Below are 17065 nucleotides of genomic sequence, written 5' to 3' on the forward strand. Positions count from 1 at the left end.
AAGTCAAAATAGGCATTTGAGTGATCTATGCGTAAATTCCTTTGGAAAGTCTTCCCTCAGCATAAGTACGCCATCAATGCCCAAATGTTGGGGGATGATGCAATACTTGCTTGGAGTAATCTTGGCTATTGGTCAGACACTCAAGCGAGCTATATACAAGCTGCACAAGCTTTGGCGGATCATCTTGCTCATGCGCTACACTTAAGTCCACACGATCATCTACTCGATTTAGGCTGTGGACAAGGTGCAAGCCTCAAACATTGGATAGAACATTATCATCCTACACGAATAGAAGCGGTTGAACTCCAATCTGCATGCGTTGAATTGATTCAACTACATCTTCCAGATATTCACATCCATCGTTATTCTTTTTTAGATTTAGCACAATTGTATCCAATCAAGCCATTTAGCGTGATCATCTCTATAGATGCCGCATATCATTGTAATTTAGATCAATTACTTCTTTCGATATCGAAGGTACTGGCTGAAAATGGTCGTGTCGGGTTCCATACACTGATGCTGACCGAAAAATGGCAACAACTCACAAATTTTCAACGTCTACCTTATCAAACAATGTTGAAATCTGCCGATGTGAATGTACAAGATTTATTATTCAGGCAAGGAATTAAGCAAGCACTCAAAGATCAGAAATTTAAAAATATTCAAATTGAAGACTTATCTCAGTCTGTTTTGGCAGGTTTTGCACATTATATTGATCAGCGAAAACTTAAAACACACAATTTAGATGCATTTAAAATAAAAATGACAGCAAAGCTATGTCAGAAACTGTTTGATGATGGGTTTGTTCGCTATGTACAAATTACAGCAGAAAAATAGGGAGGAAAGAGCTCTAAATTTTTAAAGTATTGTGAATCATATAATTTTAAAAAATGAATACTTTATCAAAAGCGAATGCCTAGAAACAACAAAGCCTCACTTTAAAAGCGAGGCTAAGATGTGGTGCCGACACACGGATTCGAACTGTGGACCTACTGATTACAAGTCAGTTGCTCTACCAACTGAGCTATGTCGGCGTTGTGTCGTGAATTCTACAGAAAAAAAATGAGAATGCAAGCCAAAAAATATACAAACATTCCACTGCGGATAAAAAAGTTAAAATTAAAGGCTATATTGATGTTTTATTAATCTTATTAATTCAAATTAGCTTGTGCCATAAGATTACCTTGGTTCGCTGATTTCCTGAACCATTGTGCTGCAAGCACTTGATCTTGTTGTATACCAGTACCTGTACGGTAAGCACTCGCAACTTTGTATTGTGCTTTCGCATGACCGAGTTCAGCAGCTTTTAAATACCATTGGAATGCTTCTTTATCATTCGGAGTCACTGAAATACCACGTTCTGACATTACTGCCAAATGATAAGAGGCGTGTACGTTGTTTTGTTGTGCTGAAGCTTTTAACCAAGTAATTGCTTGCTTACTGTCAGCTTTTACATCATCGCCATTTAAATACATCATGCCAAGATTATATTGTGCTTGAGCATCGCCTTTTTGTGCTGCTGCAAGGTTCCATGCAAATGAATGACAAGTACTCTGCTCAGTTTGTATTGGATTCTTTATTGGTTCTTGAGCAAAGCTTGAGTTTGAGAACACGCTTGCATTTGCAATAACTAAAGCACCAAAAATAAGCAATTGTAAATTTTTCATCTTTTTCTTCTTAATGTGATTTTGTTTGCATTATTATTAACAAAGATCGATTTTGTTGTAAATATAAATTTTGCTTTTTATTTAATTTATTTTAATTGTTGAGTTAAGAGTATGTTTTTTAGTATTAAATTATTTTTAAATATTATTAAGTTTATTTAAATATTTTTTATTTTAATTAATGATAATTTAAGTATTTATTTTACATCATACGTTATGTTTATATTTAGCTTATTTTCACTTTACTATAAGTACATATTATTAAATAAAGTGAAGTAAAATTTAAAAAAATCCAATCGTGATTAAAAAGTATTCTTTATGTTGAAATTCAAGTTTTAATCTCTTGTCTGTCTTAGATTAATCGACGTTATATGGGAATCAGTATTATAAGAGAGAAATTTATACTCTCAGATATAGCAAGATTGTAATAGACTACATGTAATTGCCTAGATAACAAAAAGGCCTGAACCCTTTAGATTCAAGCCTTTTGTTACTGCTTTGGAGTGCAGTTTCTTGCAATTTGGCGGTGAGAGAGGGATTCGAACCCTCGAAACGCTATAAACGTTTACACACTTTCCAGGCGTGCTCCTTCAGCCACTCGGACACCTCACCAAGGCGACGGATAATAACGAAAAAACTCAGTTATGCCAAGTTGAAACAATTGATTTAAGCAAATTATTTTACTCAGTGATATTATTCGCCAAAACAGCGTTTATTCAACGAAGAATTATCTATGCAAAGTACTGCTAAAAAAGCTGCATTGCCTGCCATTACACTCGCTGCGCTTGGTGTGGTGTTTGGAGATATCGGAACTAGTCCATTGTACGCCCTGCGACAATGCTTTATTTCTGCCCATATTGCGATTAATGAGAGTACCGTACTCGGTATTTTATCGTTAATTTTTTGGTGCATGATGCTCACCATTAGCTTCAAATACATCACTGTCATTATGAAAGCCGATAACAATGGCGAGGGCGGGATTATGTCTTTATTGGCATTGAATCTTCGCTCCACGCGAATTGCGGATAATAAAAAAATCTTTCTGATCGCACTTGGTTTTATAGGCGCTTCACTATTTTTTGGTGATGGTATTATTACCCCTGCGATTTCTGTTATGTCTGCTATTGAAGGGCTGAGTATTGCCACACCAATTTTTAATCAATGGCTGATGCCAATTGCAATTGGTATTTTGACAGGACTGTTTCTTGTACAACGACATGGTACAGGAACGATGGGAAAATTTTTTGGTCCAGTGACACTTGCATGGTTTGTTGCAATTGGCGTGATTGGGCTAAATAGTATTTTTCAGACGCCTTATGTTTTGGCAATGATTAGTCCGCATTGGGCAATTAGCTTTATTTATCATCAACCTTTTGTTGCATTTATTGCGATGGGTGCAGTGATTTTGACCATGACAGGTGGCGAAGCACTCTATGCCGATATGGGCCATTTTGGACGTATACCGATTAAGTTGGCATGGTTCACTGTCGTTCTACCTGCATTATTACTGAACTATGCAGGACAGGGTGCATTGCTCTTACGTGATCCCGCAGCCATTGAAAACCCATTTTATCTTTTGATTCCTGAATGGGCTTTATACCCAATGATTGGCTTGGCGACAGCCGCTGCTGTTATTGCATCACAAGCGGTAATTACGGGTGTATTTTCCATGGCAAATCAGGCGATTCAATTGCGCTATTTGCCTCGTTTAACTGTGCAACATACATCTGATGTTGAACAAGGACAGATTTATCTGCCCTTTATCAATTGGGTGTTATATATCTCAATTTTATTGCTGATATTAATCTTTCAAAATAGTGCAAATTTGGCGAGTGCCTATGGTGTTGCGGTTACTATGACCATGCTCTGTGACACCATTTTGATTGCTATTCTAGCCTATGGTTTTTGGCGTTGGCCAAAATGGAAAGTGGCACTATTTGCAATTCCATTTTTGTTGATTGATTTGGTTTTTATTGCATCAACATCATTAAAAATCATATCTGGTGGATGGGTGCCAATTCTGATTGGTGTAATTGCATTCTGTATTTTAATGACATGGAAAGATGGCCGTGAGATTGTATTTAACCGCTTATCCAAAGATTCCTTATCACTTGAACTATTTATTAAAAGCGTCAGTTTAAGTTCTGAAACGATCTTTGTACCAGGTGATGCAATTTTTCTTACAGGCAACCCAAATATTGTGCCACATGCGATGTTGCATAATATTAAGCACAATAAAGTTTTGCATGAACGCAATATGATGGTCACGGTCATTACCCGAGATGTCCCTTATGTGACTAATCAGGAACGAATTCGTGTAGAAGTTTTAGATGATCGATTCCAACGCATCTACGTTTATTATGGATTTAAAGATCAGCCGAATATTCCAGATGCTTTAGAATTGGCATATCAACAGTTAAACATTCGATTTGATATGATGCGAATCAGCTTCTTTATTTCTCGTGATCGCCTGATTCATACGGTAGGTGATGGTATGGCGCCTTGGCGTGAAAAGTTATTTATTTCAATGCAACGAAATACAAGCCCTGTCAGTGATTTCTATCAAATTCCACCAAACCGAGTGGTGGAAATGGGAAGTCAAATCGAAATTTAAAAATATGATTTAAACATATAGATGATAAAGCCAAGTTCGCTTGGCTTTTTTGTGTCTACAAAAATAGGATAAATATTTAAAGTTGAAGTATATAGTGGTTTTTCACATGAAATAATGCATTAAAACGACAATTAATGTCGTCTGGAAGTCTAATAAAAAAATGAACTATGCCATAATTTATAAATCTTTATTTGTATTGAAACATCCTATAACTCGGGGAATAAGTAGAAAATGAATAATATTTATTCATTTGAATATTCAGGTGAAAATTTTCTATAAATCACTTTCCTTTTACGATTTTTAATTCAGGATTAGTTGTTAGAATGGCGCGTAAGAAAAGTCGCAAAACATCAGTAATTTCAGGAAGGAATTGGTTGAATAATTCATTGGTTAAAATGGTATTGGGTGTGATTGCAACAGGAAGTTTTGCCTTTGCATTTGGACAAGAAAAAATTGCACAATATATTCCTTTTACAGCATCTGGCAGTTCAGAATGTTTGAAACAATTTTATCGTGAAGAACCGCCATTTTTAGCCAAAGAAAGTTTACAAAAAAATACCTATCCACTGTGTTTTAATGGCTTTAATGTCATGTATTCAGGCATGTCAAAAACACCATTGTGGACTGCTGAGCATTTATCACCACAGCGCTTAAGTCAAAAAATTAAACGTGAAGATAGCTTTCACGAAGAAACACGTGTGAGTGAAAAACATCGTGCATTATTATCCGATTATCGAGCTTCAGGTTATGACCGGGGGCACATGTCGCCAAATGCAGATATGCCTGATAAAGCCTCACAGTATGATAGCTTTTCGTTGGCAAATATGGTGCCGCAAGCGCCAAAAAATAATCAGCAAGTGTGGCGTGAATTAGAAGAAGCAACACGTGCTATTGTCACCAAGCAAAAGCAAGATGTATATGTGATTACGGGACCTGTATTTGCTGCAAAGAAACTCAAAACCATTGGCAATGGGGTCATTGTTCCAACCGCAGTTTTTAAGGCAGTTTATATTCCGAAAGATGGTGTGATTGGGGCATATTACGCACCGAATGATAATTCACTACAAGTTAAAATAGTCAGTATTTGCCAACTTGAAGAACAGTTAGGCATGAACCTCTTTCCACAATTGACGGAAGAGCAGAAGCGCAATACGTATAATCTGCCATTTAAAGCAACACAGGTGAAAGCGGGACAGAAAATTGCTTATTCCCATTGGGATGCAAATAGTCAGTGTGCTGAAAATGTTTCCGCAGAGCAGCTAACTGCGCTTAAGAAGCAATTTAAGTCAGGACAGTCGAATACATCGAGTTCAACGACTACACCAACAGAATTTCCAAAAGTAGATCAGCAAACGCAAGATGCTTTGGTTCAACAGTTAAAAGATGCTTTATTGCAGTTTATTTTACAGCTTTTAAATAAACAGTAAGCATATGGTTAGATTAAATAAAATGACGTCTGACCATATGTAATTTCTTGGGATAGCAAGCTGAATAAGTTTGAATATTCTAAAAAAACTGACATATACTCAAAGCATAATGATGAAAATAGCTGAGAATAATTTAAATGTTTAAACCTTTTGAAAATGGTACAGAATCACATAGCATTCATGATCTCACTTTAGAAAATGATGTAGATGTGGTTAATCTTTCAGGTAATTTACAGATCACGAAAGATCAGCAAGGGTTAGAGGCTGCAAAGGTATTGCAAGACTATATAAATACTATTGTCAGTGTTTTAGAAGCTCAAATAAATTTGCCAGAAACAATTGATCGACCTGATCTAGGTGAAGTTGAAAATCCATTTTTATAATGCATGATCCTATATATTCGAACATAAAAAGTCCGCATTAGATGCGGACTTTTTATCGTTAACGCTATGAGATGTAACGTAGCATTTTATTTATCTTGACCATTTGCCAAAACTTTATAAATCACTGCACCAATGATCGCACCGATAATTGGTGCAACCCAGAATAACCACAATTGGCTAAGCGCTGCTGTTTCAGCGAAGAAAGCGACAGCAGTACTACGAGCAGGGTTAACAGAAGTGTTTGTTACAGGAATACTGATTAAGTGAATTAAGGTTAAACCTAGACCAATGGCAATTGGTGCAAAGCCCGCAGGTGCACGTTTGTCTGTAGAACCCATGATGATGATGAGGAATACGGCAGTCAGTACAATTTCAATTATTAATGCTGACATCATTGAGTATTTACCCGGAGATAAGTCGCCAAAACCGTTTGTTGCAAAGCCACCTGTACCTGTGAAGTCAGCTTGACCTTGTACAATCAGATAGAGAATGAATGCAGCTAAAGTACCGCCAATGACTTGTGAAATGATGTAAGGCAAAAGATCTTTTACATCAAAACGACCGCCAACCATTAAGCCGATACTCACAGCAGGATTGAAGTGACCACCTGAAATGTGTCCTAGAGCATAAGCGCCTGTTAAAACAGTCAGACCGAAAGCAAGTGCAACACCTGCAAAGCCAATTCCAAGCTCAGGGAACGCGGCGGCAAGCACAGCACTACCACAACCACCAAAGACAAGCCAAAATGTTCCAATGAATTCAGCAAGATATTTATTCATATTGTTTCCTATTTTTAGATATTTGATATTTATTTTAATCAGGCTTTTTGAAGCACTTTGAAGGTATTTTAATCAATTTTGTTTAAAAATCTATGACAATTATGCATTGATTTGATCTTGTTGCCTCCATTGTAAAGGCGTAACCCCTGTCCATAATTTAAATGCACGTTGAAATGCACTTTGCTCGGAATAGCTCAGGAGTAGTGCAATCTCTTGTAGGCTTAGATGTGGATCGCTTAAATATTGTGTGGCGAGTAGCTTGCGAATATCTTGTACTCGCTGTTGATAAGTGGTGTTTTGTTGTTGTAAATGGCGTTGTAACTGGCGAATAGACATATTAAGTTGTTTTGCAACATCTTCAATTTGATAATTATTTTTCTGTAAACCTCTGAGAATAAATTGCTGTAAACGCTCATCTAACTGTGTGCTATTTGGTAGTTTTTCTAATAAAGATGTCGCTTGTTGCATCAAAAGTTTTTGTAAAGTTTGATCGGCATGTTTAATTTCAGTATTTAAAATATATGGATCAAAAAGCAATTCTGCATAAGGTTGTGAGAATTTGACCTTACAACGGAAGTATTTTTTATAAAAGCTAATATCTTTTGGCGCAGTTTGACAAAAGTGTACTTCATGTAAAAAAATGTCGTCTAGTGACAAAAAATGTCGTAAAAATTGCACCATCAATGCCATCGCAATTTCATCGGTAACTTGTGTAGTCAGATGTTCAGGCAATTTTCCCCAACGGATTGAAATATATTCATTACATCTATTGAGTTGTAGTGGACTGCCATCATAAATCAAGCGATGAAAGTCATGATAACGTGCCAAAGCCTCACCGAGGGTTTCACTCGATTGTGCAATATAAGCAATAATACCCAAGTGTTTAGGTTGAACATGTTCCGCAATTTCTAATCCGAGAGCAGGACTTTTAATGTCATGACTCATTTGCTTGAGTATGTCCCGCCAAAGTGCAAAATCAAAACGCTCTAAATTTTGAACCTGTTGTAATTGTTCGGAAATGTCTAGTTTTCGGGTCTGACAAAATGCATAAAGCAAGTGCCCCAAACCACCATAGACTGAGCCGGCATAATCCTTTATCCGTTGCATCTTTATGGCCTTTCTTGTTGTAGTGAGAATAAGTTGTCGTATTAAGTCAATATCGCTTGACTATAGAGAATTTAAACATGATTTCCAAGCCTTTCAGCAGATGTTGTAGGGTTCTAACCCTCATTTTAAATGAGTTTGAGATTATCTTTTAGAATATTTGAATCAATTTGTCGCAATTTGTCAACGAAACGGTTTTTTAGGGTCAAGATTCATCAAATTAGCAGGGGTATATTGAGTGATATAAAGAGGAGAGCTGATAATGATTAAAGGTTTTATTGCCGGCATTGTAATTGCCAATGGCTTTGAGTGGTTTGCACATAAATATATTTTGCATGGTACGCATCGTACAGGAAAGCCACGTTTTAGCCCTGTACCACATAGTATGAAGTCACATTGGGAACATCATCGTGAAGTGAGAAAGCAAAGTTTTTTTGATGATGGTTATGTCGAAGGTTTATCAAATTGGCGTACAAAAAATGAAGTGATATCTTTAGCTGTTGTGGTTGCAGCATTTGGTACAGCATTTTTACCTGTTTCAAAAGGTATGGCACTTTCAACCGTCTATTGTGCCTGCAATTATTATTATATTCATCGTCGTTCACATTTAGAACCTGATTGGGCGAAAAAGACGATTCCATGGCACTATGATCATCATATGAACTCAAATCAAGATGCCAACTGGTGTGTGACCAAGCCTTGGTTTGATTATATTATGGGAACACGTGTGGTGTCTTCAATAGATTTAAAAGAGCAAAATCCATTGGGAATAACCTTACCAAAACCTGTAGCAAAATGGTTGTCAAAAACAGTGGAACAGTATTTTCCTGTAAAAATGTTGGCGGCTGAAAACATCAAAATGCTTGAAACTGAAGTTCAAGCGGATAATCGTGTCGATGCCTTATCTTAAAGTTTAAACATCACAAACTGTCGTGTATTGTCATAAAAATAGGCGTAATTGGTCAATATCTAGGTATATGGCTGATATATATTGGATTTGCGAGTAAAAGTGAATGTTTATTTTTTTTAAAGGTTTGAAAGCGTATTTCTTATCTTTTCTCAGTTAATAGGGAGTCTTAGGGCTCCTTTTTTTTATCTTTATTTTAGCTGTTTTGAGTGTAAAAAAGAGTGTAATTTTTACACTCTTTGGTCTGCATTTTTTAAATTATAGACGCATCTCAATCCCTTGATCAGCAAGATATTGTTTCGCTTCAGGAATGGTATATTGACCGAAGTGGAAAATAGACGCGGCTAAAACGGCATCTGCACCACCATGTAAAATACCATCGGCTAAATGTTGTAAATTACCTACACCACCTGATGCAATTGTTGGAATAGTCACTCGATCATTGATTTGACGCATTAGCGCAAGATCGTAGCCAGCTTTAGTCCCATCGGCATCCATTGAGGTTACGAGTAATTCGCCTGCTCCATATTCAGCCATTTTCACAGCCCATTCAATTGCATCAATCCCTGTTTCTTTACGACCGCCATGGGTGAATATTTCCCATTTGTTGTCACCAGTTTTTTTCGCATCAATCGCAACGACAATACATTGTGCGCCAAAGCGTTGTGATGCTTCTTGTACAAATTCAGGATTATAAATTGCTGCGGAGTTGATGCTGACTTTGTCTGCACCTGCATTGAGTAATAAACGGATATCTTCAACTTTACGTACACCACCACCGACAGTGAGTGGAACAAAAACACTTTCAGCCATACGCTCTACAGTGCGATACGTCGTATCACGACCATTTGAGGTAGCGGTAATGTCTAAAAAGGTAATTTCATCTGCGCCTTGTTCATTGTAGCGACGTGCAACTTCAACAGGATCGCCTGCATCACGAATATCAAGAAATTGAACGCCTTTCACCACACGACCGTTATCTACGTCTAGGCAAGGAATAATACGTTTAGCGAGCATAATTTTTTCCAAAAATAACAGTCGATTATGAAACTAAGCTACATAGGTGCTACACCTTGGTAACTCAAGAGGGTATTCTATCAAACTTATGTAAGTTTTTTCGCAGGTTTTATATGTCGGTTTATACCACTTTGAGTTTAAAGGAAGTTCAGGACTTCGCAGCACCTTATGGACTGGAGGTGAATGATCTGATTCCGATTCAGGGCGGTATTCAAAACACCAACTATTTTATTGTGTGTGCAGATGCAAAACAGTATGTTTTGACCTTATTTGAAAACCTTGATGAACAGGGCGCAGGTGAGTTGGTTCCTGTACTTGAACATCTTGGGCAGCAAGGTTTGGCTGTCCCTGTACCATTAAGTCATAGTGGTAAAGCGATTCATGAATTAAAGCAAAAACCTGCACAAATTGCACCTCGGATGTTGGGTGATCATCCGATGCCTGCATCACTTGAGCAAACACAAGCGATTGCAATTGCTCAAGCTAAAATGCATGTAGCATTACAAAACTTTCCTTTGGTTCGTGCTGAGGCGCGTGATCATGCGTATTGGTACAATGTTGCACGTCAGATTAAGCCTACACTAGATGATTCCGATAAGACTATTTTGAATAATTTATTGGGTTTATATGAAGTTTTGACAGTGATGTATCCTGATCGACCGAAAGGTTTAATCCATTCAGATTTATTCCGTGACAATACTTTGTTTGAGGGGGAGGAACTGACAGGTATTTTAGATTTTTATGAAATGAATCAAGATGAATTGTTGTTTGATATTGCGATTACGCTCAATGATTTCTGTACTGAATATCCTGATGTAACGTTGAATGAAGATAAAGCACAAGCATTTCTTGAAGCTTATGAAATGATTCGTCCTTTAACTTCAGATGAAAAATCGTGTTTAGAGTTGTATTTGGCAATGGCTGCAGGGCGTTTTTGGATGATGCGTTTGCAAGTGGCTCAAATTAATCAAGCCGAAGGTCGTACTGGCGATGATATTTTGCAGAAAAATCCGAAAGAAATGCGTAATATGCTGATTGAACGATTAAAATTCGTCACAGCTTAACGGTTTTTCACCTAGTTTTAGGTCTATGAATAAAGAGGTTTAAATGCGCGATCAAGGACGTTTAGTAGAATGGTTTGATGATAAAGGTTACGGCTTTATTCAACCCAATGATGCAAGCAAAGATCGTGTATTTTTACATATTAAAGACTTTGCACAGCGCGGTCCTCGTCCAATCGAGGGTTGTGCTTTGGAATATGTGGTTCAGCTTGATGGTCATGGACGCTATCAAGCCAAGCAAGTGACGTATTTAAAAGCTTCGCAAACAAAGAAAAAATCTGCACAGTCTAAAAGTAATTATGCTGCGGCACAGAAACAAAAATTACAACCTATGCAAATTGCGGCAGTAATTTATATCATTGCTTTGGCAGGATTGAGTTTTGCTGGTTTATTGCCAAGTCTAGTTTTACTCTTTGTTTTTATTATCAATGCGATGACGTATTGGTTTTATGCTCAAGATAAAGAAGCGGCTCAGCAAGGTGAGCGCCGTGTACCTGAAAATACATTACATATCTTATCCTTTTTGGGTGGTTGGCCATCTGCGTGGTTAGCACAACAACGTTTACGACATAAAACGCAAAAACAACCGTTTCGCAATATTTACTTTTGTACAATTTTTCTAAATCTATTATTAATAGTATGGTTGGTTTCACCTTTAAACACCTTCAAAATTTAATCTTTTGGAAATGCGATTGGAGATAAAGATATGGATTCAAATAACAGTAAGTCATTAACTTTTATTCTTTATATTTTATATATGATTGCAATTTTTTCGGCAGGGATTTTGGCTGTCATCGCATTGATTATTAACTACGTTAAATTGGATTCAGTCCGAGGTACGATTTATGAAAGTCATTTTAAATGGCAAATTCGTACCTTTTGGTGGTATTTGATTTGGAATATCTTAGCCTTTGTACCTTTTTTCTTTTTGTTCATGACATTAGATAATCCAAATGCATTTGCGGGTGTTGCATTTGCTGGCACTACTTTTTGTGTAGCGGTCATTTTTATTTCTTGGATTTGGATTGTTTACCGAGCTGTACGTGGATTAATTGTGTTAAATGAAGATAAACCTGTTCCTTAACGAGATTCATATTTCATGATTATTGAGCATGTACATTTACACGTAAGTGTGGGGCAATCTGCTGCGTTTGAACAGGCATTTAATATTGCCAAAGAAATTATTCAGCAAGCCGCAGGTTTCCAACAGTTACAGCTCATGCAACATCATACGAATGTAGAGCATTATATTTTACAGGTGCATTGGGATACGCTTGAGCATCATACAGAAGGCTTTAGAAAGTCTGAGGCATATTTAGAATGGAAGGCATTGCTTCATCATTTTTATGATCCAATGCCGAATGTTGAATATTTTAAGCCATGTGATTTTTTATAAAGTGCTCATAAAGACATCTGTCGTAAATTTTCAAGTGAGATCATAAGCCATTTTGAAAACATTATGGCTTTATCTCTTTTTCCATTTTTTGTAAAAATTTTGGCTTCCACTCACTGACCATCACACCAAGTACCACGAGTAAACCACCAAATAAAGCAATTATCGGTAAACGCTCACCTGCGATTCGCCCAAAGATTGCTGCCCACACAGGTTCGCCTGCATAAATGATGGCAGCTTGTGACGGATCGACTACGCGTTGTGCCCAATTCATTGCCAGTTGAATGCCTGCACTCGCACAGCCAAGCCCAATGAGAACCATTAATAATCGCCAATCAAACATGGGTAATTGTGTTTCACCAATGAAAGGTGCAAGTAAAAAACAAAATAATGATGCAAAAATGAGTTGCAGAACGGTTACACGGCGGACATTCACTGAACCAGCAAAATGACCGATCAATATAATCTCAAAGGCAATGGCAATTGAGCCAAGTAGTGTCAAAATTTGCCCATCATTCAGTTGAATAGAGCCAAAACCATTTCCTGTTAAAAATACTAAGCCAAGAAAAGCCAAACCTGCGCCGAGCCATGTCATTAGATGGGTTTTAGTTTTAAAAATGATCCAAACAAAAATAGGTACTAGTGGTACATAAAGCGCAGTTAGAAATGCAGACTCACTACTACTGATGGTTTGTAGCCCAACGGTTTGCGTACCATAGCCAATTGCAATGACAGCACCAATACACGCACCTGCAACAATTTCTTTTAAATTGAAGCCTTTTAAATTTCGCCATGAAATGATACTCACGGCAATGGCAGCCGCTGCAAAACGTAAAGCGACAAATAAAATAGGGCTGCTAAAGTTCAGACCATATTGCACCGTTAGGAAACTACCACCCCAAATAATGGTAATAAAAATTAGAACCAATTGAGGTGCTTTGGATTGCATCCAAGGGCTTAAAAATATAGACATGGGAGCTAAAATGAATCTTTCGGTAAAATGATAAGGCTAGATAACAATGAAAATAGAACATTATCACAAAGAAAAAAGAGGTCATATCGACCTCTTTTTGGGTTTAAATACGGAATGACTTAAAGCGACTGCGTATCTAAAAGTAATTGTGCTTCACGTAAGTTCAAAGTGTTTTCGTAAATGGCACGACCAGTAATCGCACCTAAAATACCGGGTTGACCTTTTAAGTTGCGAACGTCATCTAGGTTAGTTACGCCACCTGAAGCAATCACAGGTAAACCAGAATATTGAGCAAGATGAACGGTTTGTTCAACGTTTACACCTTGCATCATGCCATCACGGGCAATATCGGTATACACAATGCTTGATACGCCTGCATCTGCAAAACGTTTCGCAAGATCAGTCGCTTTAACATCTGTAACATTCGCCCAACCATCGGTTGCAACCATGCCATTAATAGCATCAATACCGACAATGATATGACCTGCAAATTTCTTACATGCTTCTTCTACAAATTCAGGGTCTTGAACTGCTTTTGTACCAATGATGACAAAAGACACACCTGCATCTAAGTAGTGTTCAATAGTTTCGAATGAACGAATACCGCCACCAATTTGAATAGGTAGTTCAGGCTGTGCTTTACAGATCGCTTCAACCACAGGCTTATGAATAGGCGTACCTGCAAAAGCACCATTTAAATCAACAAGATGTAGACGGCGTGCACCTTCATTGACCCAATGCTGTGCAGTGGCTACAGGATCATCAGAAAATACAGTATCGTCTTCCATACGACCTTGTTTTAAACGAACACATTTGCCATCTTTCAGGTCAATTGCAGGGATGATCAGCATGCTTTCGCTCCTTGCCTAATTTCATAAGGAATTTATTGGCGCTAATCTTAGCAAAGTATTGATCAATTTCTAAGTGCTAGTCATGGATTTTATTGCCAAGAAAGCCCAATTTTCCTAATCATGAAGCCAATTTTTCTATCGTAGTGGCTAAATTAAGCCTCTAGCGTGTAATTCTTGATAGAATAAAAGCGCAGCATAGGCATCTGCATATTCTATTTGTTGTTGGGTTATATAAGAGCATTTATATGCTAATCTTAAATGAAACCATCTGATAGCAATACTTTCAAGGGTTCTAAAAGTATTTAAAATAATTAATCGTTTATTTCAAATAAAGTTTCTATTATTTTCAATGTATTGATAAAAATAGTGATCTTTAGTTTGAAAAAATATATCAAAGCTACTGCTCATCTAAGAATCAATATGACTTTGTTTTTCATATATTTTTGCAATGGCTGAAATATAATAATCAATCCAGTCTTCGACTCGAGTGAATGAAGATCGGGGGCGAGGATTGGCATATAAAGTTTTTAAATGTTCTGTAATGCTTTGAATATTTTGATTGAATAGCCAAATGATTAAGTCATTTTCTTTAAATTCACTGGTTTGATACAAACCAGACTCTTCATTTAATTCTACTGCAAAAAGTTTTGCTCCATTTTCACTATAACTGGAGTACAAAATTTTAGATAATTGAATTTGTTCATGCTGTCCAACTTCCATCTCTCTAATTTGTCTTGAAATATTCAAGCATGCAGGGAGCTTTTCAAGGTCAGATTCAGCATTATTGATAAAGAGGCGAATGGCTTTATCAATGACATAGTGTTCACCTGTACCAGTGATAATTCCACTATGCCATGCATATAGTTTTGAATCTTCATATTCTTGATATTCATCTAATTTTTTATCTTTTAAAAGAAGATCCTTGTTGTCGATTGCTATAACAATACTATCTTGAAGTTGAATGGTAACAATAAAAGTCATATTTATAAAATTATTAAGTTATACTAAAGAAATTCTATCTATATAATTACAAATGGCATAGTCATGGCTGGTGGTTCACAAATTATTATTTCCTCTGATGGTATAATTATAAAAACACCTGGGGAGTTTAAAGTTTTTGCAGGGCAACATATTTTCAATGAAGCATCAGTTGCTAGCCTAAAGGCTACACATCTACAGCATTTACTGCCTCCATGTGATGTAATTCCTAAAGCTAAAATAACTCCTGATGTTCATTTTCCTGTAATGGGAATTCTTGCTCGAATAGAACGTTTAGATGGGAAAAAAATAAATTTAACAGATAAGTTATTGATTAATGGTTCTCCACTAAAAGAAGTTTGGATTGCTGAAAATGGAGTTGCCTACTTTATTCCTCCTAAGAATATTCCAGAAGTGAAAAATATTGAAATTAACGGAGAACCTTTAAATTTAGAAAAAAATTTAAGGCAATTTCATACAAATGAAGAGGGTGTTGATTCAATTTCAGAGCAGTTCAACATATTAAATGAAGCAACAGAACAACATAAAAAGCAATTTTCTAATAAAAGATCAGATATTGTAATAATGCAAGGCTTATCTAGATATCATTATATATTAAATTACATTGAAAACTTAAACTGGGATTTGAAAAGTCAGGAATATTTAATAAAAATTATTACGAATTTAAAAACAAAAAATTAAAGGATTTAAAATGTCTAATATTGAATATAGAATAGATAATGGGTTCCATGTTATAAAAATTAAAGGAAAGTCTAGATTAGTACCTATAGTTCGTGAAGAAGAAGAGTTTTTTAGTGATACTGTAATTCGAGCACAATCTAAAGCAAAACTAACAGTCTGCATTAATGCATGTTGGTATAGCTTAACAAGAGATGGATATATTGATGTTGTTGCTGGTCATGATCCAGTACCAGCTAAAGATTCAATTAATCAAGGTTTTGTATTATTAGGTACTGGTAAATTATATGGTGGTAGTTCACCTTTAATGTTCTACATTGCTCAAAAGCAAGACTATAGTTGGTATATGGGGCAAGGAGATCTAAATAATAAGCAAGGATTTTATACTGGAATAGGTGGGCTTTGTCCCTTAATTGTTAATGGATTAAAATATGGAATAAGTAATACATATAATAAGACTTTGACTGGTGCTGTGCTAAAAGGTGAACCTTTACCACAACATAAAAATATTTAACACAAAGAAGTAATTCAAAATATGCTGCACTTCATGCAGGTGATAATAGAAGTGGAAGAGCTGGGTTAGGAGTATCTGCAACAGGAGAAGTTATTATTGTTGCTCAGGAAAATGGCACTGGAGGAGCCACTACTTATGATGATTTTCGAGATATATTTGTGAAAAATGGTTGTGTTAATGCTGGGTCTACTGATGGAAGCGATTCAGTTTTCTTATGGTATGACGGTAAATTTAAATTTACAGCAGGAAATGATAAGGATGAGTCGCAAACAATAGGTATAGGGATTAGAGCAGAAAGCTAATGTTTAGAAAAATTTATTTGGTTTTAATTATATCCTTAATTACAATATTTTCATTCTCTATTGTTAATGTATATTGTCCTTTTAAAACTTTTGGAATATTTGATGTTTGGCTAATGCAGTTAAATGGTTTTAAAGAATATTATTTCTTTAGTTACGGGTTTTTAAAAAATTTACTATTATTGTTTGTTATTTATTTAACAATTTTTTATAAATCAAAAATAAATAATAAGATTATATTTGTTTCCACAATGGTATTATTGACTTTATTGGGGGGTTTTTTATTTAAAACAAATATAAGATTAAATTTAGATTTTAGAGAAACCTCTCCAACAGAAGAACTGGTTGAAAAAAAAATATCTATCTTCATGCTGAGTAAAGAAGTTGAATGCAATTATTAAA

The 17065-nt window shown here is 36.1% G+C and carries 20 protein-coding genes and 2 tRNA genes; 13 read left to right on the plus strand and 9 right to left on the minus strand.

Annotation, left to right across the window (positions count from 1 at the left end; genetic code table 11):
- The first annotated feature begins 27 nt into the window (after positions 1 to 27).
- Positions 28 to 837, plus strand: a complete 810-nt coding sequence (locus tag ACK1JC_RS00080; protein WP_409509825.1) for an SAM-dependent methyltransferase — start codon at positions 28 to 30, stop codon at positions 835 to 837.
- Between the two features lie 121 nt (positions 838 to 958).
- Here ACK1JC_RS00080 and ACK1JC_RS00085 read toward each other — a convergent pair.
- The 3 genes from ACK1JC_RS00085 to ACK1JC_RS00095 all read right to left on the minus strand — a co-directional run bounded on the left by ACK1JC_RS00085 (position 959) and on the right by ACK1JC_RS00095 (position 2276).
- Positions 959 to 1034, minus strand: a tRNA-Thr gene (locus ACK1JC_RS00085).
- A gap of 117 nt (positions 1035 to 1151) precedes the next feature.
- Positions 1152 to 1667, minus strand: a complete 516-nt coding sequence (locus ACK1JC_RS00090) for a tetratricopeptide repeat protein (RefSeq protein WP_409509826.1) — start codon at positions 1665 to 1667, stop codon at positions 1152 to 1154.
- Positions 1668 to 2185: 518 nt separating this feature from the next.
- Positions 2186 to 2276 (minus strand) — tRNA-Ser (locus ACK1JC_RS00095).
- Positions 2277 to 2397: 121 nt separating this feature from the next.
- Here ACK1JC_RS00095 and ACK1JC_RS00100 point away from each other — a divergent pair.
- From ACK1JC_RS00100 to ACK1JC_RS00110, 3 genes are all read left to right on the plus strand, one after another.
- A complete protein-coding gene (locus tag ACK1JC_RS00100; RefSeq protein ID WP_409509827.1) occupies positions 2398 to 4278 on the plus strand; it encodes a potassium transporter Kup in 1881 nt (626 codons plus the stop codon).
- A gap of 323 nt (positions 4279 to 4601) precedes the next feature.
- Complete coding sequence (locus ACK1JC_RS00105) at positions 4602 to 5705, plus strand: DNA/RNA non-specific endonuclease (RefSeq protein ID WP_409509828.1); 1104 nt, start codon at positions 4602 to 4604, stop codon at positions 5703 to 5705.
- 137 nt (positions 5706 to 5842) lie between these two features.
- Complete coding sequence (locus ACK1JC_RS00110) at positions 5843 to 6088, plus strand: hypothetical protein (RefSeq protein WP_409509829.1); 246 nt, start codon at positions 5843 to 5845, stop codon at positions 6086 to 6088.
- A gap of 86 nt (positions 6089 to 6174) precedes the next feature.
- On the opposite strand, the gene aqpZ is transcribed toward ACK1JC_RS00110, so the two are convergent.
- Positions 6175 to 6867: an aquaporin Z gene (gene aqpZ / locus ACK1JC_RS00115; protein ID WP_409509830.1), complete on the minus strand. Its 693-nt coding sequence runs from the start codon at positions 6865 to 6867 to the stop codon at positions 6175 to 6177.
- A gap of 99 nt (positions 6868 to 6966) precedes the next feature.
- A complete protein-coding gene (locus ACK1JC_RS00120) occupies positions 6967 to 7974 on the minus strand; it encodes an AraC family transcriptional regulator ligand-binding domain-containing protein (RefSeq protein WP_409509831.1) in 1008 nt (335 codons plus the stop codon).
- Positions 7975 to 8233: 259 nt separating this feature from the next.
- On the opposite strand from ACK1JC_RS00120, the gene ACK1JC_RS00125 reads away from it, so the two are divergent.
- Positions 8234 to 8881, plus strand: a complete 648-nt coding sequence (locus ACK1JC_RS00125) for a sterol desaturase family protein (protein WP_409509832.1) — start codon at positions 8234 to 8236, stop codon at positions 8879 to 8881.
- Between the two features lie 255 nt (positions 8882 to 9136).
- Here the strand turns inward: ACK1JC_RS00125 and hisF are convergent, their stop codons facing one another.
- Positions 9137 to 9898, minus strand: a complete 762-nt coding sequence (hisF, locus tag ACK1JC_RS00130) for an imidazole glycerol phosphate synthase subunit HisF (RefSeq protein ID WP_409510007.1) — start codon at positions 9896 to 9898, stop codon at positions 9137 to 9139.
- A 110-nt stretch (positions 9899 to 10008) separates the two neighbouring features.
- Between hisF and ACK1JC_RS00135 the strand changes: the two genes are divergently transcribed.
- From ACK1JC_RS00135 to ACK1JC_RS00150, 4 genes are read left to right on the plus strand one after another with little or no spacing between them, the layout of a single operon-like run.
- Complete coding sequence (locus ACK1JC_RS00135; RefSeq protein WP_409509833.1) at positions 10009 to 10959, plus strand: homoserine kinase; 951 nt, start codon at positions 10009 to 10011, stop codon at positions 10957 to 10959.
- Positions 10960 to 11002: 43 nt separating this feature from the next.
- Positions 11003 to 11632: a DUF1294 domain-containing protein gene (locus ACK1JC_RS00140; protein WP_409509834.1), complete on the plus strand. Its 630-nt coding sequence runs from the start codon at positions 11003 to 11005 to the stop codon at positions 11630 to 11632.
- Between the two features lie 30 nt (positions 11633 to 11662).
- The gene (locus ACK1JC_RS00145) at positions 11663 to 12040 is read left to right on the plus strand and encodes a DUF4870 family protein (RefSeq protein WP_409509835.1); all 378 of its coding nucleotides are present in this window, start codon (positions 11663 to 11665) and stop codon (positions 12038 to 12040) included.
- A 15-nt stretch (positions 12041 to 12055) separates the two neighbouring features.
- A complete protein-coding gene (locus tag ACK1JC_RS00150) occupies positions 12056 to 12352 on the plus strand; it encodes an antibiotic biosynthesis monooxygenase family protein (protein WP_409509836.1) in 297 nt (98 codons plus the stop codon).
- Positions 12353 to 12413: 61 nt separating this feature from the next.
- Here the strand turns inward: ACK1JC_RS00150 and ACK1JC_RS00155 are convergent, their stop codons facing one another.
- From ACK1JC_RS00155 to ACK1JC_RS00165, 3 genes are all read right to left on the minus strand, one after another.
- On the minus strand, positions 12414 to 13322 hold the full coding sequence (locus ACK1JC_RS00155; protein WP_409509837.1) for a DMT family transporter: 909 nt from the start codon (positions 13320 to 13322) through the stop codon (positions 12414 to 12416).
- Positions 13323 to 13441: 119 nt separating this feature from the next.
- Entirely contained in the window at positions 13442 to 14173 is a 732-nt protein-coding gene (hisA, locus tag ACK1JC_RS00160; protein ID WP_409509838.1) for a 1-(5-phosphoribosyl)-5-[(5-phosphoribosylamino)methylideneamino]imidazole-4-carboxamide isomerase, read from the minus strand.
- Between the two features lie 408 nt (positions 14174 to 14581).
- Complete coding sequence (locus tag ACK1JC_RS00165; RefSeq protein WP_409509839.1) at positions 14582 to 15154, minus strand: hypothetical protein; 573 nt, start codon at positions 15152 to 15154, stop codon at positions 14582 to 14584.
- A gap of 63 nt (positions 15155 to 15217) precedes the next feature.
- On the opposite strand from ACK1JC_RS00165, the gene ACK1JC_RS00170 reads away from it, so the two are divergent.
- The 4 genes from ACK1JC_RS00170 to ACK1JC_RS00185 all read left to right on the plus strand — a co-directional run bounded on the left by ACK1JC_RS00170 (position 15218) and on the right by ACK1JC_RS00185 (position 17064).
- A complete protein-coding gene (locus ACK1JC_RS00170) occupies positions 15218 to 15853 on the plus strand; it encodes a hypothetical protein (RefSeq protein WP_409509840.1) in 636 nt (211 codons plus the stop codon).
- A gap of 10 nt (positions 15854 to 15863) precedes the next feature.
- The gene (locus ACK1JC_RS00175) at positions 15864 to 16364 is read left to right on the plus strand and encodes a hypothetical protein (protein WP_409509841.1); all 501 of its coding nucleotides are present in this window, start codon (positions 15864 to 15866) and stop codon (positions 16362 to 16364) included.
- A 95-nt stretch (positions 16365 to 16459) separates the two neighbouring features.
- Positions 16460 to 16666, plus strand: a complete 207-nt coding sequence (locus ACK1JC_RS00180; RefSeq protein WP_409510008.1) for a hypothetical protein — start codon at positions 16460 to 16462, stop codon at positions 16664 to 16666.
- Positions 16666 to 17064 carry a hypothetical protein gene (locus ACK1JC_RS00185; protein WP_409509842.1) on the plus strand — a complete coding sequence of 133 codons (399 nt, stop codon included), beginning with the start codon at positions 16666 to 16668 and terminating at the stop codon, positions 17062 to 17064. Before ACK1JC_RS00180 ends, ACK1JC_RS00185 begins: the two co-directional genes overlap by 1 nt.
- Position 17065 lies beyond the last annotated feature (1 nt).

The organism is Acinetobacter sp. TY2 (assembly GCF_046269225.1).
GTDB lineage: Bacteria > Pseudomonadota > Gammaproteobacteria > Pseudomonadales > Moraxellaceae > Acinetobacter.